21 protein-coding genes and 1 tRNA gene are annotated in these 22190 nt (G+C 71.5%); 8 read left to right on the top strand and 14 right to left on the bottom strand.

Annotation, left to right across the window (positions count from 1 at the left end; translation table 11 throughout):
• Positions 1 to 133: 133 nt before the first annotated feature.
• Positions 134 to 218, bottom strand: a tRNA-Leu gene (locus tag G408_RS0102225).
• A gap of 97 nt (positions 219 to 315) precedes the next feature.
• Here G408_RS0102225 and rnr point away from each other — a divergent pair.
• The 3 genes from rnr to G408_RS0102210 are packed head-to-tail and all read left to right on the top strand — an operon-like array spanning position 316 to position 3849.
• The gene (gene rnr, locus G408_RS12730; RefSeq protein WP_425423331.1) at positions 316 to 2790 is read left to right on the top strand and encodes a ribonuclease R; all 2475 of its coding nucleotides are present in this window, start codon (positions 316 to 318) and stop codon (positions 2788 to 2790) included.
• Between the two features lie 22 nt (positions 2791 to 2812).
• Positions 2813 to 3559, top strand: a complete 747-nt coding sequence (gene rlmB / locus G408_RS0102215; protein WP_028769759.1) for a 23S rRNA (guanosine(2251)-2'-O)-methyltransferase RlmB — start codon at positions 2813 to 2815, stop codon at positions 3557 to 3559.
• A complete protein-coding gene (locus G408_RS0102210) occupies positions 3556 to 3849 on the top strand; it encodes a CBU_0592 family membrane protein (RefSeq protein ID WP_028769758.1) in 294 nt (97 codons plus the stop codon). The genes rlmB and G408_RS0102210 overlap by 4 nt, the downstream gene beginning before the upstream one ends.
• A gap of 8 nt (positions 3850 to 3857) precedes the next feature.
• Here G408_RS0102210 and rnt read toward each other — a convergent pair whose 3' ends face one another.
• The 8 genes from rnt to G408_RS0102170 form a co-directional block, all read right to left on the bottom strand.
• Positions 3858 to 4541 (bottom strand): ribonuclease T, encoded by a 684-nt coding sequence (gene rnt / locus G408_RS12725; protein WP_051282512.1) that lies wholly within the window; start codon positions 4539 to 4541, stop codon positions 3858 to 3860.
• Positions 4542 to 4578: 37 nt separating this feature from the next.
• Positions 4579 to 5277 carry a phosphate signaling complex protein PhoU gene (gene phoU / locus G408_RS0102200; protein WP_028769757.1) on the bottom strand — a complete coding sequence of 233 codons (699 nt, stop codon included), beginning with the start codon at positions 5275 to 5277 and terminating at the stop codon, positions 4579 to 4581.
• Positions 5278 to 5293: 16 nt separating this feature from the next.
• A complete protein-coding gene (pstB, locus tag G408_RS0102195) occupies positions 5294 to 6109 on the bottom strand; it encodes a phosphate ABC transporter ATP-binding protein PstB (protein WP_028769756.1) in 816 nt (271 codons plus the stop codon).
• Complete coding sequence (gene pstA / locus G408_RS0102190) at positions 6102 to 7058, bottom strand: phosphate ABC transporter permease PstA (protein WP_028769755.1); 957 nt, start codon at positions 7056 to 7058, stop codon at positions 6102 to 6104. Before pstA ends, pstB begins: the two co-directional genes overlap by 8 nt.
• Positions 7058 to 8017: a phosphate ABC transporter permease subunit PstC gene (gene pstC / locus G408_RS0102185; protein ID WP_028769754.1), complete on the bottom strand. Its 960-nt coding sequence runs from the start codon at positions 8015 to 8017 to the stop codon at positions 7058 to 7060. Before pstC ends, pstA begins: the two co-directional genes overlap by 1 nt.
• Positions 8018 to 8117: 100 nt before the next feature.
• Positions 8118 to 9185 carry a phosphate ABC transporter substrate-binding protein PstS gene (gene pstS / locus G408_RS0102180; RefSeq protein WP_156890027.1) on the bottom strand — a complete coding sequence of 356 codons (1068 nt, stop codon included), beginning with the start codon at positions 9183 to 9185 and terminating at the stop codon, positions 8118 to 8120.
• Positions 9186 to 9211: 26 nt separating this feature from the next.
• Positions 9212 to 10231, bottom strand: a complete 1020-nt coding sequence (pstS, locus tag G408_RS0102175; RefSeq protein ID WP_028769752.1) for a phosphate ABC transporter substrate-binding protein PstS — start codon at positions 10229 to 10231, stop codon at positions 9212 to 9214.
• Positions 10232 to 10308: 77 nt separating this feature from the next.
• On the bottom strand, positions 10309 to 11499 hold the full coding sequence (locus tag G408_RS0102170; RefSeq protein WP_028769751.1) for an OprO/OprP family phosphate-selective porin: 1191 nt from the start codon (positions 11497 to 11499) through the stop codon (positions 10309 to 10311).
• Positions 11500 to 11775: 276 nt separating this feature from the next.
• On the opposite strand from G408_RS0102170, the gene G408_RS0102165 reads away from it, so the two are divergent.
• Genes G408_RS0102165 through G408_RS12720 form a run of 5 tightly spaced genes read left to right on the top strand, consistent with a single transcriptional unit; the run spans position 11776 to position 17696 of the window.
• Positions 11776 to 12339: a hypothetical protein gene (locus G408_RS0102165; RefSeq protein ID WP_028769750.1), complete on the top strand. Its 564-nt coding sequence runs from the start codon at positions 11776 to 11778 to the stop codon at positions 12337 to 12339.
• A gap of 37 nt (positions 12340 to 12376) precedes the next feature.
• Positions 12377 to 13936 (top strand): sensor histidine kinase, encoded by a 1560-nt coding sequence (locus tag G408_RS0102160; RefSeq protein WP_028769749.1) that lies wholly within the window; start codon positions 12377 to 12379, stop codon positions 13934 to 13936.
• Positions 13933 to 14622 (top strand): response regulator transcription factor, encoded by a 690-nt coding sequence (locus G408_RS0102155; RefSeq protein ID WP_028769748.1) that lies wholly within the window; start codon positions 13933 to 13935, stop codon positions 14620 to 14622. Before G408_RS0102160 ends, G408_RS0102155 begins: the two co-directional genes overlap by 4 nt.
• An 11-nt stretch (positions 14623 to 14633) precedes the next feature.
• Positions 14634 to 15932: a porin gene (locus G408_RS0102150; RefSeq protein WP_028769747.1), complete on the top strand. Its 1299-nt coding sequence runs from the start codon at positions 14634 to 14636 to the stop codon at positions 15930 to 15932.
• Between the two features lie 45 nt (positions 15933 to 15977).
• Positions 15978 to 17696, top strand: a complete 1719-nt coding sequence (locus tag G408_RS12720) for a putative bifunctional diguanylate cyclase/phosphodiesterase (protein WP_051282511.1) — start codon at positions 15978 to 15980, stop codon at positions 17694 to 17696.
• Between the two features lie 25 nt (positions 17697 to 17721).
• Here G408_RS12720 and nth read toward each other — a convergent pair whose 3' ends face one another.
• From nth to rsxC, 5 genes are read right to left on the bottom strand one after another with little or no spacing between them, the layout of a single operon-like run.
• Positions 17722 to 18363: an endonuclease III gene (gene nth, locus G408_RS0102140; protein WP_028769746.1), complete on the bottom strand. Its 642-nt coding sequence runs from the start codon at positions 18361 to 18363 to the stop codon at positions 17722 to 17724.
• The gene (rsxE, locus tag G408_RS0102135; protein WP_051282510.1) at positions 18360 to 19052 is read right to left on the bottom strand and encodes an electron transport complex subunit RsxE; all 693 of its coding nucleotides are present in this window, start codon (positions 19050 to 19052) and stop codon (positions 18360 to 18362) included. Before rsxE ends, nth begins: the two co-directional genes overlap by 4 nt.
• Positions 19049 to 19714: an RnfABCDGE type electron transport complex subunit G gene (locus G408_RS12715; RefSeq protein WP_051282509.1), complete on the bottom strand. Its 666-nt coding sequence runs from the start codon at positions 19712 to 19714 to the stop codon at positions 19049 to 19051. The genes rsxE and G408_RS12715 overlap by 4 nt, the downstream gene beginning before the upstream one ends.
• The gene (locus tag G408_RS0102125; protein WP_051282508.1) at positions 19711 to 20673 is read right to left on the bottom strand and encodes an RnfABCDGE type electron transport complex subunit D; all 963 of its coding nucleotides are present in this window, start codon (positions 20671 to 20673) and stop codon (positions 19711 to 19713) included. The genes G408_RS12715 and G408_RS0102125 overlap by 4 nt, the downstream gene beginning before the upstream one ends.
• Entirely contained in the window at positions 20670 to 22187 is a 1518-nt protein-coding gene (gene rsxC / locus G408_RS12710) for an electron transport complex subunit RsxC (RefSeq protein WP_051282507.1), read from the bottom strand. Before rsxC ends, G408_RS0102125 begins: the two co-directional genes overlap by 4 nt.
• Between the last annotated feature and the right edge of the window lie 3 nt (positions 22188 to 22190).

Here is a 22190-nt window from a genome sequence, read left to right as displayed (position 1 = left end):
CTTTTCCTTAGGCGAGCCTGCTGAACAGGGGAGGGGGCGGGCCGCGCGCGGGCGCGCGAGGAAGGGCAGGCGATCCCGCGCAGTGCCGGGCCAGGGCCCAGAAACGCTGAAGGCCGCATCATGCGGCCTTCGTTGGTGCCCAGGAGAGGACTCGAACCTCCACGGTTTTACCCGCTAGTACCTGAAACTAGTGCGTCTACCAATTCCGCCACCTGGGCAGGTGCTTCCGCGGCAATCGCGCTGGAAGGCCGCGAAGATTACGGATCGCCCGCCGCAATGTCAACGCCCCGGGGCGGCGCAGGGTATGCTGCGCAGATGAAGAAGTCGAAAGGACCGTCGGGCCGCGGCCCGGCCCGGAAGCCCGGCGGAAAGACCGCAGCTGCCTCCTCCCGCCTGCCGCCCTGGATGCCACCTCCCGCCTCCGCGCCGGGAACGAAGCGCCCCCGCAGCTACGATCCCTTTGGCCGCGATGCGCCAGCGCCCCGGCAGGCCGGGGCCACGCCGCCGGCCGATCCCTTCGCCAGCCGCGAGGCCCGGCGCTACGAGCATCCCATCGTCAGCCGCGAGGCCATCCTCGCCCATCTGCGCGCCGCTCCCGGGCCGATGACGGCGGAAGACCTGGCCGCGGCCTTCGGACTGTCCGCTCCCGACCGCTTCGAGGCGCTCTCCAAGCGGCTGGCGGCGATGGTGCGCGATGGCCAGCTGCTCCTGAACCGGCGCGGCGGCTTTGCCCCGGCCGAGCAGCTCGACCTGATCCCGGGGCGGGTGGTGGCCAATCCCGATGGTTTTGGCTTCCTCAAGCCCGAGGACGGCAGCGACGATCTGTTCCTGCCGCCGAACGAACTGCGCAAGGCCATGCACGGCGACCGCGTGCTCGGCAGCGTCACCGGCGTCGACCGCCGCGGGCGGCGCGAGGGCGTGATCGTCGAGGTGCTGGAGCGCCGCCTCACCCGGGTGATGGGCCGCTTCGAGGAGCGCGCCGGCATCGGCTACGTGGTGCCGGACGACCGTCGCATCCTCTCCGAGGTGCTGATTCCGCCGCTCGCCCGCCATGGGGCGAAGGAGGGGCAGCGGGTGGTGGCCGAGATCACCGCGCCACCGGAGCCGGGGCGGCCGCCCTTCGGCCGCATCTTGGTGGTGCTGGGCGACCGTCTCACCGCCTCGCGGGTGGTGGAGGCCGCCATCCACACCCATGACCTGCCGCACGAGTTCCCGCCCGAGGTGCTGCAGGAGGCCGAGGCCGTGCCGCTCGAGGTGCCGCCCGAGGCGGCGCTGGCGCGCACCGACCTGCGCGCGCTGCCGCTCGTCACCATCGATGGCGAGGATGCCAAGGATTTCGATGACGCGGTGTGGTGCGAGGCCGACGCCCGCGGCTTCCGGCTGATCGTCGCCATCGCCGATGTCTCGGCCTACGTGCGCCCGGGCACGGCGCTCGATGCCGAGGCGGTGCGGCGCGGCACTTCGGTGTACTTCCCGGGCTACGTGGTGCCGATGCTGCCGGAAACGCTCAGCAACGGCATCTGCTCGCTCAATCCGAAGGTCGACCGGCTGTGCTTCGTCTGCGACATGCGCATCGACTTCGACGGCCGGGTGACGCGTTCGCGCTTCTATGAGGCGGTGATGCGCTCGCATGCCAGGCTCACCTACACCACCGTGGGCAAGGCCATCGACGGCGATGCCGAGGCAATCGCGCAGCTGGGAGAGCTCCGGCCCCGGATCGAGGCCCTGCACCAGCTCTACCGGGTGCTGGCCAAGGCCCGCCGCGAGCGCGGCGCGATCGAGTTCGAGTCCGGCGAGGTGCGCTTCGTCCTCGATGCCAAGGGCGAGGTGATCCAGGCCGGCATGCTGGAGCGCAACGACGCCCACAAGCTGATCGAGGAATGCATGATCGCGGCCAATGTCGAGGCTGCGAAGTTCGTCATCCGCAGGAAGATCCCGGCGCCGTTCCGCATCCACGACCGCCCGCCGGAGCGCAAGTACGCCGAGCTGCTCGAGTTCCTCGCCGAATTCGGCCTGCGCCTGCCGCCCTGGGAGAAGGTGCAGCCCAAGGACTTCACCGCCCTGTTGCGCAAGGTGCGCAAGCGCCCCGATGCCGCCCTGCTGGAGACGGTGCTGCTGCGCTCGCAGAGCCTCGCGCAGTACTCGATCGACAACATCGGTCACTTCGGCCTGGCGCTGGAGAGCTACGGGCACTTCACCTCGCCGATCCGCCGCTACCCCGACCTGCTGCTGCACCGCGCGATCAAGCATGTCCTCGGCGGCGGCACGGCCGCCGATTTCGCCTACACGGCAAAGGAGATGGGGGCGCTCTGTCTCGCCTGCTCGGAGAAGGAGCGCCGCGCCGACGAGGCCGAGCGCGAGGTCGACGAACGCTACCGCAGCGCCTGGATGGAGCAGCACGTCGGCAGCGATTTCGACGGCGTGGTGAGCGGCGTGACCAGCTTCGGGCTGTTCGTGGAACTCACCGAGAGCAAGGTGAACGGGCTCGTCCACGTGACCATGCTGCCGCACGATTACTACCACTTCGATGCCACCCGGAAGACGCTCTCCGGCGAGCGCCGCGGCCTTGCCTGGTCGCTCGGCGACACGGTGCGGGTGAAGGTGCTCAGGGCCTCGGTGGAGGACCGCCGCATCGACTTCAAACTGGTGCTGCCGGAATCGGTGGACACCCCACGCAAGGGCGGCACGCCGACCGCGCGCCCGCATCCCAATGCCAGGCCGCCGCGCGGCGGCGATATCCCGGCCCCGCCCCGAAAGGGCGGCAAGGGCGCGGCCAAGCGCCGCCGCTGACGGACACGACACGGACTCCATCATGAGCAAGACCAGCTGGATCGTCGGCATCAACGCCGTGGCCTCCGCCCTCGAGCACGACCTCGCCCATGTGCGCGAGCTTCTGCTGGAGAGCGGGGCGAAGAACCCCAGGCTCGCCGCGATCGAGAGCGAGGCCCGGGACTGCGGCATCCCGGTGCGCCGGGTGAGTACGCAATCGCTGGAGGGCATCGCCGGCGGTGCCCGCCACCAGGGGGTGGCGGCCCGCTATGAGGCAGCGAAGCTGCTCGACGAGAAGGATCTGAAGGGCCTGGTCGAGGGTGCGGCGGGCAGGACGCTCGTCCTCGTGCTCGATGGCGTGCAGGACCCGCACAACCTCGGCGCCTGCCTGCGCAGCGCGGCGGCGGCGGGCGTCACCTGCGTGGTCATCCCGAAGGACAAGGCCGTGGGCGTGACTGCCACCGTGCGCAAGACCTCGGCCGGGGCAGCCGACCGCATCCCGCTGGTGCAGGTGACCAATCTCGCCCGCGCGCTGCGCGAGCTGAAGGACCTCGGCGTCTGGCTGTACGGCTTCGCTGGCTCGGCATCAGACTCGTTCTACACCCTCGACCTGCGGGGCAACGTGGGCCTGGTGCTGGGCGGCGAAGGGGATGGCCTGCGCCGGCTCACCGCCGAGACCTGCGACCAGCTGGTCCGCATCCCGATGCCGGGCGACATGGAAAGCCTCAATGTCTCCGTGGCCGCCGGCGTGGCCCTGTTCGAGGCGGTGCGCCAGCGGGGGGCCGCATGAGCCTGCAGTGGTTCGATTTCGTCGGTCTTTCCGGCATCGGCTTCGTGCTGCTGGCCTATTTCCTGCTGCAGGCAGGAAAGCTGCATGGCGCCTCGCTCGGCTACCAGCTCGCCAACCTGTTCGGGGCGGTGTTCATCCTCGTCTCGATCATCGCCTCGCCCGCCTCGATCATCGATGTGCTCACTCCCACCCTGATGCAGCTGGCCTGGATCGCCATCAGCCTCTACGGGCTGTGGCGCGGACTGAGGGAGCGTGCAGCGAGGCTGCGGGCGCCGAAGCCGCCGGGCTGAGGCAGGGCTCAGCCGCCCGCCGCCGCGCGGGCGAGATCGAGGTCGTTGAACTGCTTCCAGCGGTTCATCACCGCGCAGAAGAGCTGGGCCGTGCGTTCGGTGTCGTAGACCGCGGAGTGCGCCTCGTTGCCATCCCAGGGCAGGCCGGCGGCCTGGCAGGCCTTGGCCAGCACGGTCTGGCCGTAGGCGAGCGCCGCCAGGGTCACCGTGTCCAGGGTGCTGAAGGGGTGGAAGGGGCTGCGCTTGTGCCCGGTGCGGGCAATGGCGGCATTGAGGAAGCCAAGGTCGAAGTGGGCGTTGTGGCCCACGAGGATGGCGCGCTGGCAGCCGTTGCGCTTCGCCGCCGCGCGTACCGGAATGAAGATGCGGTCCAGCGCCAGTCTCTCGGGCTGGGCGTCGCGGAAAGGGTGGTCGAGCCGGATGCCGGTGACTGCCAGCGACCTGGGATCGATCTCGAGGCCCGGCGCGGGCTCGACATGCACGCTCACCGTCTCGCCGGGAAACAGGAAGCCCTCCCCGTCCATCTCGATCGGCACCGCGGCGATCTCCAGCAGCGCATGGCGGCCGGCATCGAAGCCGCCGGTCTCGACATCGACCACTACCGGCAGGAAGCCGCGGAAGCGGCGGGCCATGGCGGGCGCACCAGCCGGGGCGGGGCTGCCCTCGGGGCCCTGTTCGTCGAAGTCGGACATCGGCTGCGAATGCGCGGCGGGCTGGGCTTGGCCGGCCTCACTCGCTGGTCTTGTCGGCCTTTTCGCGGTTGCCGCTCATCGGCTCGCCGTGCACCAGGAACCAGGTGTTCTCGGCGATGTTGGTGGCATGGTCGCCGATGCGTTCGATGTTCTTGGCCATGAACAGCAGATGGGTGCAGGGCGTGATCTGCTTCGGGTCCTCGGCCATGTAGGTGAGCAGCTCGCGGAACAGGCTGGTGTAGGCGGCATCCAGCTCGGCATCGCGGTTGCGCATGGCCAGCGCGCGGTCGGCGTCGCGCAGGCGGTAGGCCTCCAGGGCCTCGGAGAGCAGCTCGGAGGCGAGGCGGGCGAGGGCGGGCAGGCCACGGGCCGGGGCCACCGGGGCAGTCTGGTTCAGCACCATCGAGCGTTTTGCGACGTTCGAGGCGTAGTCGCCGATGCGCTCGATGTCGGAGGCGATGCGCAGGGCGGCGTAGACCTCGCGCAGGTCGCGGGCCATCGGCTGGCGCAGGGCGAGGATGCGCAGCACGTCGTTGGAGACGGTGCGCTCCAGTTCGTCGATGGCATCGTCGTTGATGGTGACGCGCTCGGCGGCCTTGCTGTCGCGCCGCTGCAGCACATCGATGGCCGCCTCGATCTGCGAGAGCGCCATTTCGCCCATGCGGGTGATCTCGCCGTTGATGCGCTCCAGCTCGGCGTCGTAGCTCTTGACGATGTGTTCGTGGGAGGTGGCCATCGCGATCTCCGGGGGTTCAGCCGAAACGGCCCGTGATGTAGTCCTCGGTCTGCTGCTTCGAGGGTTTGGTGAAGATTTGCTGGGTCACGCCGTGCTCGACCAGCTCGCCGAGGTACATGAAGGCGGTGAAGTCGGAACAGCGGGCCGCCTGCTGCATGTTGTGGGTGACGATCAGAATGGTGAAGTCCTGCTTCAACTCGGCGATCAGCTGCTCGATCTTGCCGGTGGCGATCGGGTCGAGGGCCGAGGTGGGCTCGTCGAACAGGATCACCTCGGGCTTCAGCGCCACGGCACGGGCGATGCACAAGCGCTGCTGCTGGCCGCCGGAGAGGCCGAGCGCGCTCTGCTTGAGCTTGTCCTTGACCTCGTCCCAGAGCGCGCCCTGGCGCAGGGCCTGCTCGACGCGCTCGTCCATCTCGGATTTCTTGAGCTTCTCGTAGTGGCCGATGCCGTAGGCGATGTTGTCATAGATCGACATCGGGAACGGCACCGGCTTCTGGAACACCATGCCCACCTTGCTGCGCAGGCGGTTGAGCGGATACTTCGGGTCGAGCAGGTCCTGGCCGTCGAGCAGGATCCGCCCTTCGGCACGCTGGCCGGGGTAGATCGAGTAGATCTTGTTGAAGATGCGAAGCAGGGTGGACTTGCCGCAGCCCGAGGGACCGATCAGCGCGGTGACGCGCTTCTCCGGGACCACGAGATTGATGTTCTTCAGCGCGCGGTATTCGCCGTAGAAGAAGTTGAGGTCCTGGGCGACCAGCTTGGCCGGCGCCTCGGCGACCGGCTCGGCGGCGGGAAGGCTGGTCTGCAGGGCGATCTGCACGTTAGTCATGGCTCATCTTCTTGCGCAGCAGGAGGGTGCGGGCCAGGACGCTGACCAGCAGGACGAAGCAGGTGACGAGGAAGGCGCCGGCCCAGGCCAGCAGCTGCCAGTTCTCGAAGGGGCTCATGGCGAACTGGTAGACCGTGACCGGCAGGTTGGCCATGGGCTCGCCAAGATCGAGGCTCCAGAAACTGTTGTTGAAGGCCGTGAACAGCAGCGGGGCGGTTTCGCCGGAGATGCGGGCGAGGCCCAGCATCACGCCGGTGAGGATGCCGGAGAGGGCGGCGCGGTAGAGTACGTTCACCGTGACCTTCCACTGCGGGATGCCGAGCGAGAGGGCGGCCTCGCGCATCTGTGGCGGCACCAGGCGCAGCATTTCGTCGGTGGTGCGCACCACCACCGGCAGCACGATGAAGCCGAGCGCCACGGCGCCGGCGATGGCGGAGAAGCCGGAGATGCCCTCCAGCCAGCCGGCGAAGGCCGCCAGCGCGCCCTGCTGCCCGACCTCGGTGGACTGGATCGCCCCGGCGAGCTGGCGCGGGGTGGCGATCAGCAGCATGTAGACGAACAGGCCGAGCACGATGGAGGGCGCCGAGAGCAGGATGTCGTTGACGAAGCGGATCACCGCGCCGATCTTGCGGAAATTGGCGTACTCGGCGAGGTAGGTGCCGGCGGCGATGCCGACGGGTGCGGCGAGCAGCACCGCCAGCACGCACATGATGATGCTGCCGACGATGGCATTGAGCAGGCCGCCCACGCCCACCTCGGCGCCCGGGGGCGGCGTCATCTCGGTGAACAGGGCGAGGCTCAGGCCATTCAGTCCCTTCGAGAGCGTGGTGAGCAGGATCCAGCCGAGGAAGAACAGGCCGATCAGCGCCGCGCCGCCGGAGAGCACCAGGGCGGCGGCATTGACGAGGCGGCGGCGGCGGTAGAGGCCTTCGGCGACGGCGAGGTCCATTACTTGCCCTCCCGGCGCTTGAGGCTCATCAGCATGAGCTTGGCGATGCTGAGCACGACGAAGGTGACGATGAAGAGCACGAAGCCGAGGGCCAGCAGCGAGCTGCGGTGCAGGTCGGCGAAGGCCTCGCCGAACTCGTTGGCTATGGTGGCGGCGATCGAGCTGGAGGGCTCGAGCAGGTTGGCGAGGCGGTTGGCGTTGCCGAGCACGAAGGTGACGGCCATGGTCTCGCCGAGCGCCCGGCCGAGGCCGAGGAAGATGCCGCCGATCACCGCCGAGCGGGTGTAGGGCAGCACGATGTCCCAGACCACCTCGAAGGTGGTGGAGCCGAGGGCGTAGGCCGACTCCTTGAGCCGGGTGGGCACGGTGAGGAAGACCTCGCGCATCACCGAGGCGATGAAGGGGATGATCATGATCGACAGCACGAGGCCGGCGGTGAGCATGCCGATGCCGATCGGCGGGGCGTCGAACCAGCTGCCGATGAGGGGCAGTTTCGAGCCATGCTCGCTGAGCGCCGGGTAGACGTGCTGGGAAAGGAAGGGCACCAGCACGAACAGGCCCCACATGCCGTAGATGATCGAGGGGATGCCGGCGAGCAGCTCGATGGCGGTGGACACCGGGCCACGCAGCCAGGGCGGCGCGACCTCGGTGAGGAAGAGCGCGATGCCGAAGCTCACCGGCACGGCGATCAGCAGGGCGATGGCGGCGGTGATCAGGGTGCCGACGATGGGGGCAAGACCGCCGAAGACGAGGTTGCCCGGGTCCCAGTTGTCGGAGGTGAAGAAGCCGCTGCCGAAGGTGGCGAAGGCCTCGCGACCGCCCCAGGCCATGGTCAGCGCCGCGCCCACCAGGCCGGCCAGCACGAAGAAGCCGGCGGCTGCCACGCTCAGGCGGAACAGCCGGTCGGCGCGGGCATCGCGGCGGGCGAGGAGGTCGAGTTCGGAGGTGGCGGGCGCCATCGGGAGCTACCGGCGGGATCGATCGAAAACGAGGGGCGCCGGACCTGCCGGCGGGGCAGGCGCGGCGCCCGGAAGGGCGAAGCGCGGATTGTACCGGGGATCAGAAACGGAAGTTCTCGCCCCAGTAGGCCTCGACCTGGGCCACCAGCTCGGGCGGCAGCGGCACATAGCCGAGTTCCTGGGCCCGGGCATCGCCCTCGGCATAGCCCCAGCGGAAGAAGTCGAGCACGGCGCGGGCGCGGGCCGGGTTGCGCGGCGCCTTCGAGAGCAGGATGAAGTTGGTGGCGGCGATCGGCCAGGCGGCCTCGCCCGGGGCATTGGTGATGACGAGATGGAAGTCCTTGGCATTCGCCCAGTCGGCGCTGGCGGCGGCGGCCTGGAAGCTCTCGATGTTCGGCCGCACCCAGTTGCCGGCGGCGTTCCGCAGGCTCACCGTGGTCATGTTGTTCTGCAGCGCGTAGCTCAACTCGACGTAGCCGATGGCGCCGGGCAGCTGCTTGGTGTAGGCCGCCACGCCCTCGTTGCCCTTGCCGCCCACGCCGGTGGGCCACTTCACCGCGGTGCCGGGCTGGCCCACCGTTTCCAGCCAGGCCGGGCTGACCTGCGAGAGGTAGTTGACGAAGTTGAAGGTGGTGCCCGAGCCGTCGGAGCGGTAGACCACGCGGATGCTGGTGTCGGGCAGGCTCACGCCGGGATTGATCTCGACGATGGCCGGGTCGTTCCAGCGCTGGATGCGGCCAAGGTAGATGTCGGCGACGAGCTCGCCGGTGAGGCGCAGCTGGCCATCGGCCACGCCCTCGAGGTTCACCACCGGCACCACGCCGCCCACCACCGAGGGGAACTGGCCGAGGTTGGCCGCGGCGAGCTCCTCCGGCGCGAGCGGGGCGTCGGTGGAGCCGAAGTCCACGGTGCCGGCCTTGGCCTGGGCGATGCCGCCGCCCGAGCCGATGCTCTGGTAGTTGATGCGGTGGCCGGTGGCGGCGGCGTAGTCGGTGGACCACTTGGAGAGCAGCGGGAAGACGAAGGTGGCGCCGGCGCCGGTGACATCGATGCGGGCGCTGCGGGCCGGGGCCTCGGCCCCTTCCTGCGGGGCGGGCGAGGCGCCGCAGGCGGCGAGCAGGCCGACGGTGCCGAGGAGGAGGGTGGTGCGCAGCAGCATCGAGGTCATGGGTGGACTCCGTCAGGGATTCGGGATCAGCGGGGCAGCTTCTCGGCCCAGTAGGCCTTCACCTGGGCCACCAGATCGTCGGGCAGGGGCACGTAGCCCAGGGCCTCGACCGCGGCATCGCCGTTGGCGTAGGCCCAGTCGAAGAAGTCGATCACCGCCCGGGCCTTGGCCGGGTCGCGGGGCTGGGCCGGCAGCAGGATGAAGTTGGTGGCAGCGATCGGCCAGGCGGCCTCGCCCGGGGCGTTGGTGATCACCAGGCTGAAGTCGGTGGCGTTCTTCCAGTCGGCGCTGTCGGCGGCGGCGCGGAAGCTGGCGATGCTGGGCTGCACCCAGTTGCCCGCGGCATTCCGCATCGAGGCATAGGTCATGCTGTTGGTGAGCGCATAGCTGAGCTCGACGTAGCCGATCGAGCCCTGCAGCTGCTTGACGTAGGCCGAGACGCCCTCGTTGCCGCGGCCGCCGAAGCCGGTGGGCCAGCGCACGGCGGTGCCGAACCCCACTTTCTGCTTCCACTCGGGGCTGACCTTCGAGAGGTAGTGCACGAAGTTGTAGGTGGTGCCCGAGCCGTCGGAGCGGTAGACCACGCGGATAGTGGTGGCCGGCAGGGCCAGGCCCGGGTTCAGTTCGGCGATGCGGGGATCGTCCCAGCGGGTGATCTTGCCAAGGTAGATGTCGGCGACGAGCTCGCCGGTGAGGCGCAGCTGGCCCGGCGCCACGCCGCGCAGGTTGACCACCGGCACCACGCCGCCGATCACCGAGGGGAACTGGATGAGCTTGCTGGCGGCCAGTTCCTCCGGCGGAAGCGGGGCGTCGGTGGAGCCGAAGTCCACGGTGCCGGCCTTGGCCTGGGCGATGCCGCCGCCCGAGCCGATGCTCTGGTAGTTGACGCGGCCCTTGCCGGCGGCGGCGTAGTCGCTGGACCACTTCGACATGGCCGGGAACACGAAGGTGGCGCCGGCGCCATTGATGTTCTGGGCATGGAGACCCGGGGCGGCCAGGGCGAGGCCGGCGAGCAGGGCGAAGGTGCGGGTGAGGGTACGGATCACGTTGGGCTCCCGGGCCGGGGCCTTGCGGCGCCGGCCAGTCAGTATGTGTCAGGTCGGTGTCGGTTCCGTGACAGGGCTCAGATGGTGATCTGGCCGCGCAGTTCGAGGATGTCCGGCCTGTTCTGGATCAGCACGCCGGACTGGCTGCGCTCGCTGTCCACCTTCACGTAGTTGGCCGAGAGGCGGAAGTTGCTGCGGATGTACCAGTTCACGCCGAGGGTGAGGGCCTTCTGCACGCCGCCCAGCACCGCGCCGTCGTTGGCGTCGAGATGGTCGTAGCGCAGGCCGAGCTGCCAGAGGCCGCGCACCGGGTCTTCCGGCATCGAGGTGGTGTAAAGGCCGCCGCGGTAGCCGTATTTCTCCGGCCCCAGGGTGTAGAGGGCCGAGACGTACCAGCCGTCGGTGTCGTAGGCGGGCTGGCCGTGGCGGCGGGTGCGCGAGGCCATGTATTCGCCCATCAGCTTCACCGGGCCGTCGAACCACACGGCCTCGAGGCCGCCGATGGTGGTGTCGCGGGCATCGGTGAGGCTGGCCGAGATGCCGTTGAAGCTCACGATGTCGGCCTGCGGGCGGGCGGAGAGGCTGAACCGGTCGCCCAGCGCATCGACGCGCACGGCCGAGGCGCCGAGGTGCAGGGCGCGGCCGGCCTCGAGGTCGAGCACCGGGGCCCAGGTGGCGCGGGTGCCCCAGCCGGTGCCCACGCGCTGGTTCACGTTGATCTCGCGGGTGAACCAGGTGCCGGTGAGGGTGACCGTCGGGCTGGTGTAGGCCAGTTCCGCGCCGATGCGGCGGGAAAGGCCATAGGCATTGGTGATGGTGGCCTTGGAGATGAACTCGTTGTTGCGGGTGGTGCTCAGCTCCTCGAGGCTGTTCGGCTGCTTGAACTGGCCCACGCGGTAGGTCCAGTCGGCGTTGATGCGGCCGCGGTAGCTCACGTCCAGCCAGCGGCCATTGCGGCCCGAGCCGCGGCTGCCCACGGTGTCGTAGCCCACCTGCCATTCGCCGGTGGGAGTCTTGCCGCGGAAGATCAGCTCGCCGCGGCGCAGCTGGCCGTTGTTCGACAGGGTGTTGGCCGCCAGTTGGGCCGGGGTGAGGGGCAGGCCGTCGGCGCGGCGGATGTCATTGCGGTACTGGTACAGGTCGAAATGCACCAGGGCGTCGAAATAGAGCTCGGTGTTGCCGATCACGTCGATCGGCACCTCGGCGCGGGCCGGGGCGGCGAGGGCGGCGAGCAGGGCGGAGACGAGGAGCGGGCGGGCAAGGTGCATGGTGGGCGGTCCGGTGGGCGGGGCGTGAGGAGCCTATGTCCGCTTCGTGACAGCCATGTTTCAGTTGACACGGGGATGAAATGCCAGCGTCGCCAGGCTGAAGCCTTTTGCTCATGATTCATTCACATTCGGAGCCGGGATGGCCGGTTCATGGGTTTTTCATCCGCCAGAGCGCCCCGGCTCATCGAGGGCGGACGGCGGCCACACGGGGCCGCTGGCGCAATGGCGGCCGAGCGGCGGGCATCGGGCCCGCCCCGCGCCATCCCGAGGTGTGACATGCCCCTTCGACTGCTCTCCGCTTCCCTCGCCCTGGCCCTCGCGGCCGGCGCTGCCGGTGCCGTGGCGGCGCCCAAGGTGTTCGATGCCAACATCACCAAGCCCGAGGTGCTCGCCGCCCAGGAGGCCTGGTGCAATGCCCTGGTGCAGATCAGCACGGTGGGCGCCCGTGAGGGCCAGGCCGCCGCCAGGGCCATCGCAGGCGAGGTGCTCGACACGGCCTACGGCTACAACCTCGGGCCGGTGCTGTTCAAGCCGACCCTGACCGAGGCCCCGCAGACCTTCCGCACCACCCGCGAGGGGGCGCTGGCCTATTTCGTGGGCGGCGATCCTGCCTTCCCCAAGGATGACGGCTTCGCCCTCAAGGGCTGGACGGCCTGCACGGTCGAGAACGTGGCCATCCACATCAACGGCGACGTGGCCACCACGATGGGCAACGTCATGATCACCAACCGCAACGGCAGCGTGACGACGGTGGACAAGACGTGGACCTTCAAGAAGACCGACGACGGCAGGCTGCGCATCGTGCTGCACCACAGCTCGCTGCCCTACACCTCGGGCTGACGGCGGTCGGCCCCGCATCCTCCCCGGCGGGCAGGCGATGATCCGCACCCGGCTGGCCATCGCCTTCGCCCTGCTCGCCCTGCTGGCCGGCCTGCAGGGCGGTTTTGCCTGGTGGGCGGCCTCCTCCGCCGCCCACCATGCCGAGCGCAGTGTGGTGGCCACCCGCCTGCTGGCCGGCTATCTCGCCCTCTCCGGTGACAAGCAGCGGCTCAAGGTCTGGTTCGCCGAGCGCATGCTCTCCGGCGAGGCCGATCCGAACGTCCGCGACCGGCTGATCGCCTCGATGTGGGCCAGCGTAGGGGAGCTGCGCGAACTGCTGCCGCTTGCCGAATCCGATCCGGCCGGCCCGGAGCGGCAGGCCGTCGAGGCCGTCTCGCTGAACATCTCGGCCCTCGAACGCGCGGTGCTGGAGGCCGACCGGGCCGATGGCGGGCCGATCCCGCCGCAGGAATGGCGCCGGGTGATCCTGGCCTTCGACGAATCCGCCGGCCAGGACATGCGCCTGCTGCTGCGCGAGGCGGTGCAGCGCCATCATGCCGCCAGCCTGCGTGAATCGGCGGCCCTGGCCCGGGCACTGGCGCATGCACGCAAGGCCAATACGGCGATGGCGCTGGCAGTCGTCCTGCTGGCCCTGGCAGCGGTGGTTTACTTCCTGCATGCCATCGAGCGGCCCTTCGCCCAACTGGCCCGGGTGACCGAAGACCTCGGTCGCGGCGACTTCCAGGCCCGCAGTGGGCTTTCTGGGCGCGACGAGTTTTCCCGTATCGGACAGCTGCTCGACAGCATGGCCGGGCGCCTTGAGGAAGCCCGTATCCGCAGCGCTGCGCTGCAGCAGCGTCTGGATGCCCTGGTGGGCGAGCGGACCCGGGCGGTGACGCAGGCGTATGAATCGCTGCTCGAGCTCGAGTCCCGCCGGCGCCGCTTCCTTGCCGAACTCGGGCACGAGCTGCGGACCCCGGCCACGGTGATCCGCGGTGAGGCCGACCTCGCCCTTCGTGGCAGCGGGGAGCCGGACACCCTGCGCCAGGCCTTGCGGCGCATCGTCGAGGCCTGCGAGGAACTGGCTGCGCGGGTGCGCGAACTGCTGGAGGCGGCGCGCGAGGGCCGGGTGGCCTATGCCCTGCAGGTACAGGGCGTGCCGCTGGCGGCGGTGGTGGCCGCGGCGGTGGAGCAGATGCAGGCCGTGGCCCAGCACCGTGGAATCCGGCTTGCCGTGCGGGCGGTGCCCGCCGGCGAGGCCATGGTGGCGGCGGACCGCGAGCGCCTGCAGCAGGCCCTGGTGGTGGTGCTGGACAATGCCCTGCGCTACCTCGATGCCGGTGGCCGGGTGGAGGTGGAAGTGGGCCAGGACGCCGATGGCGCCTGGGTGCAGGTGGATGACGACGGGCCGGGAATGGCGGCGGAAGAGCTCGAGCAGGCCTTCGAGCCGCATTTCCGGGGGCGCGCCGGCCGCGAGCGCGATGCGCGGGGGCTCGGTCTCGGGCTTTCGATCGCCCGCCGCATCGTCGCTGCGCATGGCGGCAACATCGAGCTCGTGCCGCGGCAGCCGCAGGGACTCTCGGTGCGTTTCACCCTTCCCGCAGGAGTGCCGGCATGAGGCTGCTGGTGGTGGAAGACGAGGCCCGGGTGGCCGATTTCCTGCAGCGCGGCCTGCGCGCCGAGGGCTATGCGCCCACGGTCGTCGGCAGCGCCGAGGAGGCCCTTCCGCTGCTGCGCGGTGGCGGCTTCGAACTGGCCCTGCTCGACGTGATGCTGCCCGGGCAGTCCGGGCTTGCGCTCTGCCAGCAGGTTCGCGCCGAGTGCAATCCGGTGCGGGTGCTGATGCTCACCGCCATGGGCACGGTGCAGGACCGGGTGGCTGGCCTGCGCTGCGGCGCCGACGACTATCTTGCCAAGCCCTTCGCCTTCGACGAACTGCTGGCCCGCATCGAGGCCCTGCTGCGCCGGCCGGCCCTGCTGGCGCCGCGCGAGGAGCAGCTGGTGGTGGGCGAGCTGGTGTTCGACCGGGTGCGCATGGAGGTCCGGCTCCGTGGCGAAGGGCTGCCGATGACCCCGAAGGAACTCGCCCTGCTCGAACTGCTGATGAGCTCGCCCGGGCGCATGTTCAGCCGCGAGCGCATCCTGTCGAATGTCTGGGGCCTCGATGCCGACCCGCTCACCAATGTGGTGGACGTGTATGTGCGCCGCCTGCGCGGCAAGCTCGATCTGCCCGGCCGGCCCTCGTGGATCACCACGGTGCGCGGCCTGGGCTACCGTCTCGATCCTCCCGATCCTGCTGCCTGAAGGACCTCGTGATGACTGCATTCCGTTCGGCGGCGCCGGCCGCGCTCCTGGCCCTGGCCGCCTCCCTGCCGCTCCTGCCGGGCCCCGCGCTCGCCGCGGCGCCGGAGGAGGAGATCGCCCGACTGCGGGCCGAACTCGCCGCGCTCCAGGCGCGGCTGGAGGCGCTCGAGCGCCGGGCCGCCGTGCCTGCTTCCGTCGATCCTGCCTCCGTGTCGGCGCCTGTGCCCACGCCGCCCGCCGTTGCCACCAACGAAGCGCCGGCCGCGCCGCCCGCCGCGCGCAGCCGCCCCGAGGTCAAGCTCGGCGGGCGCATCCACTGGGAGGCCTATGCCTTCGACACCGACCAGCGGCCGGCCACCGGCGGCACCGAGTTCCGCCGTGTGCGCTTCCAGCTGCAGGGCGCCCTGCATGGCTGGGGCTTCCGCCTGCAGCCGGAGTTCGCCGGCGGCGATGCCGAGCTGCGCGACGTCTACCTGCAGCACGCCCTCGGGGCGGGCACCCTGACCATCGGCCAGTTCAAGCCTTACCGCTCGATGGACGAGCTGACCAGTTCGAACGATGGCTGGGCGCTCGAGCGTGGCCCGACCTCGGCCTCCGGCCTGTTCACCGGCCGGCAGTGGCAGCAGGGCCTCGGCTGGCAGGTCGGCGGCGAGGCCGGTGGCTTTGGCATCGCCCTCTTTGGCCTGCGCAACAGCAACGAGCCGCGGAACGAGGGCCATGGCCTGTCCTTGCGCGGCACGCGGATGCTGCGCATCGATGAGCAGACCTTCTGGCATGTCGGCGGCTGGCTCAGCCTCGAGGAGGGCGGTGCCGGCACTCCGGCACGCGACATCGGTTTTTCCTACGGCGGCCGGCGCGGGCCGTCTGCCGTGCTGCGGCAGACCGCCGCGGGCAGCGCCTTTTCGCAGCAGTCGGCGGGCGTGGAACTGGCCGGCGCGCGTGGGCCATGGCACTGGCAGGGCGAGTGGGCGCGGGCGCGCCTCGCCCTGCCCGGGGGCGGCAGCGGCACGCTGGAGGGGGGCTATGCCCAGCTTGCCTGGCTGCCGGGCGGGCAGCGCAGCTATGACGCCGGCGATGGCGTGTTCGGTTCGCCGAAGAACATCGGCCGCGGCCTTTGGGAAGTGATCGCCCGCCTCGACCACCTGCAGGATGCCGACCGCTCCGGCGCCGATCTCAGCCGCTGGTCGCTGGGCCTGAACTGGTACGCCTCGCCGCAGGTGCGCTTCATGCTGCAGTGGACGCAGGGCCGCGACGAGGCGAGCGGCGACGATCCCGGCCAGCTCGGTTTCCGGGCCCAGTACGTGTTCTGAGCGACCGGGCTACACTGCCCCGGCAGGGCTTAGGGAGGGCCGTCGATGCAGGACCCGGGCAGTACCCCCCGCATCCTCGTGGCCGAGGACGACACCGGCATCCGCGCGGTGCTGAAAGCCACCCTGCGCTCCGCCGGCTACGTGGTGTACGAGGCTAGGAATGGCAGCGAGGCGCTGGGCCTCGCCATCGAGCATTTGCCCGATCTCATCCTCTCCGACGTGCTGATGCCGGGCGGCGACGGCCAGACCCTGCTTGCCGCCCTGCGTGCCGATGCCCGCACCAGCGAGCTGCCCTTCGTCTTCCTCACCGGCCTGGACGAGCGCCAGGCGGTGCGCGACGGCATGAACCTCGGCGCCGACGATTACCTCACCAAGCCCTTCCGCCCCACCGAGCTGCTCTCCCTGGTGCAGGCCCAGCTCAGGCGGTCGGCCAAGCGCATCGAGGCGCGGCGCCAGCTCGAGGCCGAGGCGCAGAAGCTGCGCGAGTTCGATTCCATCACCGGCCTGCCGAACCGCGGCCACTTCCTCGGCCGCATCGCCCGCGAGCAGGCAAGCGGCCCGGTTCATGCCCTCGCCAGCATTGCTCTCGGCCAGCTGCCGGTGCTGCGCCAGTCGCTGGGGCAGGCCCCGGCCGATGCGGTGATGCGCGAGGCCGCCAACCGCCTGCTCGACAGCGCCCGCCAGCATCTCGGCAGCGAGGCCCTGCTGGCGCGTTCGGGCGAGCACCGCTTCGCCCTCTCGCTTCGCGGTGAGCAGGACGAGGCGCGCATCGAGGCCCGGCTGCGCGAGGTGCTCGCCCCGCTGGCCGAACCGATGGAGGCCGGAGGGCGCCGGCTGTTCCTCGACGCCTCGGTGGGCGTGGCGGTGTCCCCGCGCGACGGTGATTCCCCCGAGGCCCTGCTGGACCATGCCGAGACCGCCGAGCCGGCCACCGCCCCCGGCGGCACCGTGGCCTTCTATTCCGCCGAGAACAGCGCCGTGCGCGGCCGCCGGGTGCGCCTGCTGCAGGATTTGCGCATCGCTCTCGAGCGCGGCGAACTCGGTCTCGCCTACCAGCCGCAGGTGGCCCTCGCAGGCGAGCGCCTGGTGGGTTTCGAGGCCCTGCTGCGCTGGCACCACCCGGAGCTGGGACAGGTGGCGCCCGCCGAGTTCATTCCGCTCGCCGAGGAGTCCGGCCTGATCCTGCCCATCGGCAGCTGGGTGCTGGCCGAGGCCGCGCGCCAGCTCGGCGAATGGCAGGCCGAAGGGCTGGCGGTGCCGCGGGTGGCGGTGAACCTCTCGCCGCGCCAGTTCGAGGACCCGGGCCTGCTGGACGGGGTACGCGCGGTGCTGGCGGGCAGCGGCCTGCCGCCGGGGGCGCTGGAACTGGAGGTCACCGAGAGCGCGGCCCTGCTCGACCCGGAGCGGGCGATCGGCCTGATGGCGCGGCTGCGCGAGATGGGCGTGGCCCTCGCGCTCGATGACTTCGGTACCGGCTACTCCAACCTCTCGCAGCTGAAGCGATTGCCGGTGGACGTGCTGAAGATCGACCAGCTCTTCGTGCGTCAGATCGTGCGCGATCCCGGCGATGCCGCGATCGTGAGCGCGGTGGTGACGCTGGCCCACGGCTTCGGCCTCAAGGTGGTGGCCGAGGGCGTGGAAGGCCAGGCGCAGGTGATCAAGCTGGCCCAGCTCGGCTGCGACATCTGCCAGGGCTACCACTATGGGGCGCCACTGGCGGCCAGTGCCGTGCCCGGCTGGATGCAGGAACGCGGCTTCGCCTGAGGCCGCGCGCCACGGCGCGGCGGGCCTATGCGGTGGCCGAGGTCTTGTCCCTGTAGCGGCAGAGATCGCGCACCGGGCAGGCGCCGCACAGCGGCTTTCGCGCCTTGCAGGTGTAGCGTCCGTGCAGGATCAGCCAGTGGTGGGCATCCTGCTTGAACTCGGCCGGCACCACCTTCAGCAGCTTTTTCTCCACCGCATCCACGGTCTTGCCGGGCGCGAGGCCGGTGCGGTTCGAGACGCGGAAGATGTGCGTGTCCACCGCGATGGTGGGTTCGCCAAACGCGGTGTTCAGCACCACGTTGGCGGTCTTGCGGCCCACGCCGGGCAGGGCCTCCAGCGATTCGCGGTCGCGCGGCACTTCGCCGCCGTGTCGCTCCAGCAGCAGGCGGCAGGTGGCGATCAGGTTCGCCGCCTTGGCGTTGTAAAGGCCGATGGTGTTGATGTAGGCCTTCAGGCCGGCCTCGCCGAGGGCGAGGATGCCGGCCGGCGTGTTGGCCACCGGGAACAGCCGGCGCGTGGCCTTGTTCACGCCCACGTCGGTGGCCTGCGCCGAGAGCATCACTGCCACCAGCAGCTCGAAGGGCGTGCGGTACTCCAGCTCGGTGGTGGGCTTCGGGTTCAGTTCGCGCAGGCGGCGGAAGAACTCGTGGCGGTCGGCGGGCTTCATGCGCGGCGGTCGTCCGGCAGGGGGCGGGGAGCGGTGCGTGTTGCCTGCCAGTGCTGGCGCAGGGCGATGAGCAGGGCGAGCAGCAGGAAGGCGCCCACCGGCAGCACCGCCAGCAGGAAGCCGCGGTAGCCGGGCAGCAGGGTCCATTCCAGGCCCGGCAGGCCGAGCAGCGGGCCGGCACCGGCGAACAGGGTGCCCCGGCCGATCAGCTCACGCAGGCCGCCCAGCGCCAGCAGCACCAGCAGGAAGCCGCTGCCCACGGCGAAGCCGTCGAGCGCGGCGCGGGCCGGGTCGTGGCGCGAGGCGAAGGCCTCGGCGCGCCCGAGCAGGGCGCAGTTGGTGACGATGAGCGGGATGAACAGGCCGAGCACGCCGTGCAGGGCGGGCAGGAAGGCGCGCATCGAAAGCTCGATGGCGGTGACTACGCAGGCGATGACGGTGATGAATACCGGGATGCGCACGTCGCGGCCGGTCTGCTTCCGCAGCAGGGCGATGATGGTGTTGGTGGCGGTGAGCGCCAGCACGCTGGCAAGACCGAGGCCGAGCGCCGGCACCAGCCCGGTGCTCACCGCCAGCAGCGGGCAGAGCCCGAGCAGTTGCACCATGGCGGCATTGCCGCTCGACAGGCCGTATTCGAGGATGGCGCGCGGCGCCGGGGCGGCGGGCAGGGGGGGAGGAAGGGCGCTCATCGCAGGGCCTCCGGGGCATCGTCGAGGCGCAGGGTACTGCCGGCCGGCGCCGCGGCCAGGGCCTCGCCATGGCGTTCGACGAGTTCCAGGGCACGCTGCACGGCCCCCAGTACCGCCCGCGAGGACAGGGTGGCGCCGGCCAGCGCATCGAAGGCGCCGCCCTCCTGCCGCAGGCGCCAGTCGGCGCGCGGCGGGTCGCGCAGGCGGCGGCCCTGCAGCTGCCGGCTCCAGTCGCTGCGCTCCGGGTCGATGCCATCGCCAAGGCCCGGGGTTTCCCGGTGCTCCAGCACCCGCAGGCCGAGGAGTTCGCCCCCGCGGCTGGCGGCGAGCAGCAGGCGGATGTCCCCGTTGTAGCCATCGGGCGCGACGGCCTCGATGACGAAGGCGGAGGCCCTTCCCTCGCGCCGGGCCCGGCGCAGGGGCAGGGCGGCCTCGCTGCCGAGCCAGCCGGGGGCGAGCAGCAGGATCCGGTCCTCGTCCGGGGCGTTGTCGTGCAGCGCCGGGGGCAGCACCCGGGCCAGGGCCGCGCGCTCGCGGGCGCGCTCCTGTTCGGTGATGCGTTCGGCGGTGAGGGCGCGCAGGCCGAGCAGGCCGCCCAGCCCCACGAGGGCCACGAGGGCCAGGGTCAGCGCCGGGCGCCACAGGGCGGTGCCGGGGGTCATGGCGCCCCCCGGTCTTCGCCGAACCAGCGCGGCCGGAGCAGGCGGTCGAGCAGCGGCGCGGCGCTGTTCATCAGCAGCACGGCGAAGGCCACGGCATCGGGGAAGGCGCCCCAGCGGCGGATGGCGAGGGTGAGCAGGGCCACGCCGGCGCCGAAGGCCAGCCGGCCGCGCGGCGTGGTGCAGCCGCTCACCGGGTCGGTGGCGATGAAGAAGGCGGCGAACACCAGTGCGCCGGCCCCGAGATGGAACAAGGGCGAGGGATGGCGGTCCGGTTCGAACAGCCAGAACGGCAGGCTGAGGAGCACCGTGGTGCCCAGCACCGCCACCGGCGTCTGCCACGGGATGACCCGCAGGGCCAGCAGGAACAGCCCGCCGAGCGCATGGGCAGCGGCGATCCAGGCCCAGGGCGCGAGCACGATCGCCGCGCGCAGCTCGGAGAGCGCCAGCGCCGCCTGCGTGCCCTCGCGCATGCGCGCGAGCGGCGTGGCCTGCGAGACGGCATCCCAGTGCCCGGGCACGGTCCACTGGCTGTACTCGTAGGGGAAGGCCAGCACCACCACGGCCACGCCCACCATGGCCGGGTTGAAGGGGTTGTGGCCGAGCCCGCCGAACAGGTGCTTGGCCACCGCGATCGCCGCCACGATGCCGACGAGCAGCATCCACCACGGAGCCGAAGGCGGCAGGGCGAGCGCGAACAGCACGCCGGCGAGCGGCGCCGAGAGGTCGGTGAGCGCGGGCCTCAGCGCCGCGCCGCGCAGGGCCAGCACGGCCGCCTCCACCGCCAGCGCCAGCAGGGCCGCCAGCGCCAGGTTCAGCAGCAGGCCGGGGCCGAAGGCCAGCACGCTGGCCGCGGTGCCCGGCACCAGCGCGAGCAGCACGAGGCCCATGGTGGCCGGCACGCTGCGCGCCTGCCGCAGCGAGGGCAGGGGGCTGTCGAGGAAGCGCGGCTCGCGGCTCATGCCGCCCCCCCGCGGCCGTCGCCGCCGCCATCCTTGCCGGCATCGCCACGCCGGGCGCGGGCCTTGGCCAGGGCCCGGGCAGCGGCGCTGGAGAGCCGCTTCGTGCGGTCTTCCGCATCGGCGCGGGCCTGTGCTTCCGCCTCGCGCTCCAGCCGCGCCGTGCGTGCCTCGAAGCGCTGCTTCGCCGCCTCGGCCTGGCGCTGCCGGAAGCGGTGCTCGCGCTCGGCCTCGCGGGCGGCGCGGAAGCCGGCACTCAGCGGGATCGCGCTCGGGCACACCACGTCGCAGGCGGCGCATTCCACGCAGGCCATCAGGCCGAGCGCCAGCGCCCCGCTGCGGTCGCGGGCCTGCAGCCGGGCATGCAGCTGCTGGGGCAGCAGCCGGGCCGGGCATACCCCGGCGCAGTCGCCGCAGCGGATGCAGGGCCGGGGCGGGGACGCGGGCGGTGCCGGCCAGGCAGTGAGGGCGATGGTGGTCTTGCCGATCGCCACCTCGGCATCCGGCAGCACCGTTCCCATCATCGGCCCACCGGCCCGCAGCACCAGGGCCTCGAGCGCCCAGCCGCCGGCCGCCTTCGCGAGCCAGTGCGCCGGCGTGCCGATCGCCACCTCCCACACCCCGGCGCCGCGCAGGCCCGGGCCGCCGGCGGTGACGAGACGCGAGACCAGCGGCTCGCCATCGCGCACGGCGCGCAGGGCTGCTACCGCCGTGGCCACGTTCTGCACCAGCACGCCGTGCTGGCGCGGCAGCTCGCCCTCCGGCAGCTCGAGGCCGGCCACGGCGAGGATCAGCGAGCGCTCGGCGCCGGCCGGGTAGCGGTCGGGCAGCACCACGAGGCGGCGGGCGGCCTCCTCGCCGGCCGCGGCGAGGGCCTGCCGCGCCGCGGCGATCGCCGCCTCCATCCCGGCCTCCAGGGCCAGCACCCAGTCACCAGCACCGCAGCAGCGCGCCAGCAGATGCGCCGCCTGCACGAGGTCGCCGGCATGGTGCTGCACCAGCGCGGCATCGCTGGCCACCACCGGTTCGCACTCGGCGCCGTTGAGGATCAGCAGGCGGCGCGCGGCGGCGAGTTTGTCGGCGGCGGGAAAACCGGCGCCGCCGAGGCCCGCCACCCCGGCCTCGGCCAGGCGTTCCAGCACGGCCTCTGCCGGCGTGCCCAGCGGATCGAGCGGTGGCAGGCGCCATGCCTCATCCGTGTCCCCGGTCTCGACCTCGACCAGCACGTGCAGGGCTTCGGGCCGGCCGGGTAGGGCGGTGGGGCCGGGCTCGATGGCCCGCACCCGGCCACCGGCCGGGCTGTGCACCGCCGCGCCCAGCGCCCCTGCCGGCACCCGGCCGAGCGGCTGGAAGCGGGCCACCCGCTCGCCCACCGCCACGCAGGGCTCGCAGGGCAGGCCGGCATGCTGCAGCAGGGGCACCCGCAGCACCGGGGGCAGCGGCAGGCGCGCGATGCCCGCCGCCGCCGGCTTCCACCCGGGCAGGGAAAGGCCTCCGGGGAAGCGGGGCAGGCCCATTCG

This window comes from Silanimonas lenta DSM 16282 (assembly GCF_000429065.1).
GTDB lineage: Bacteria > Pseudomonadota > Gammaproteobacteria > Xanthomonadales > Xanthomonadaceae > Silanimonas > Silanimonas lenta.
Note: the sequence above shows the minus strand (reverse complement) of the source record. Positions and strands in the feature narration are given on the sequence as shown.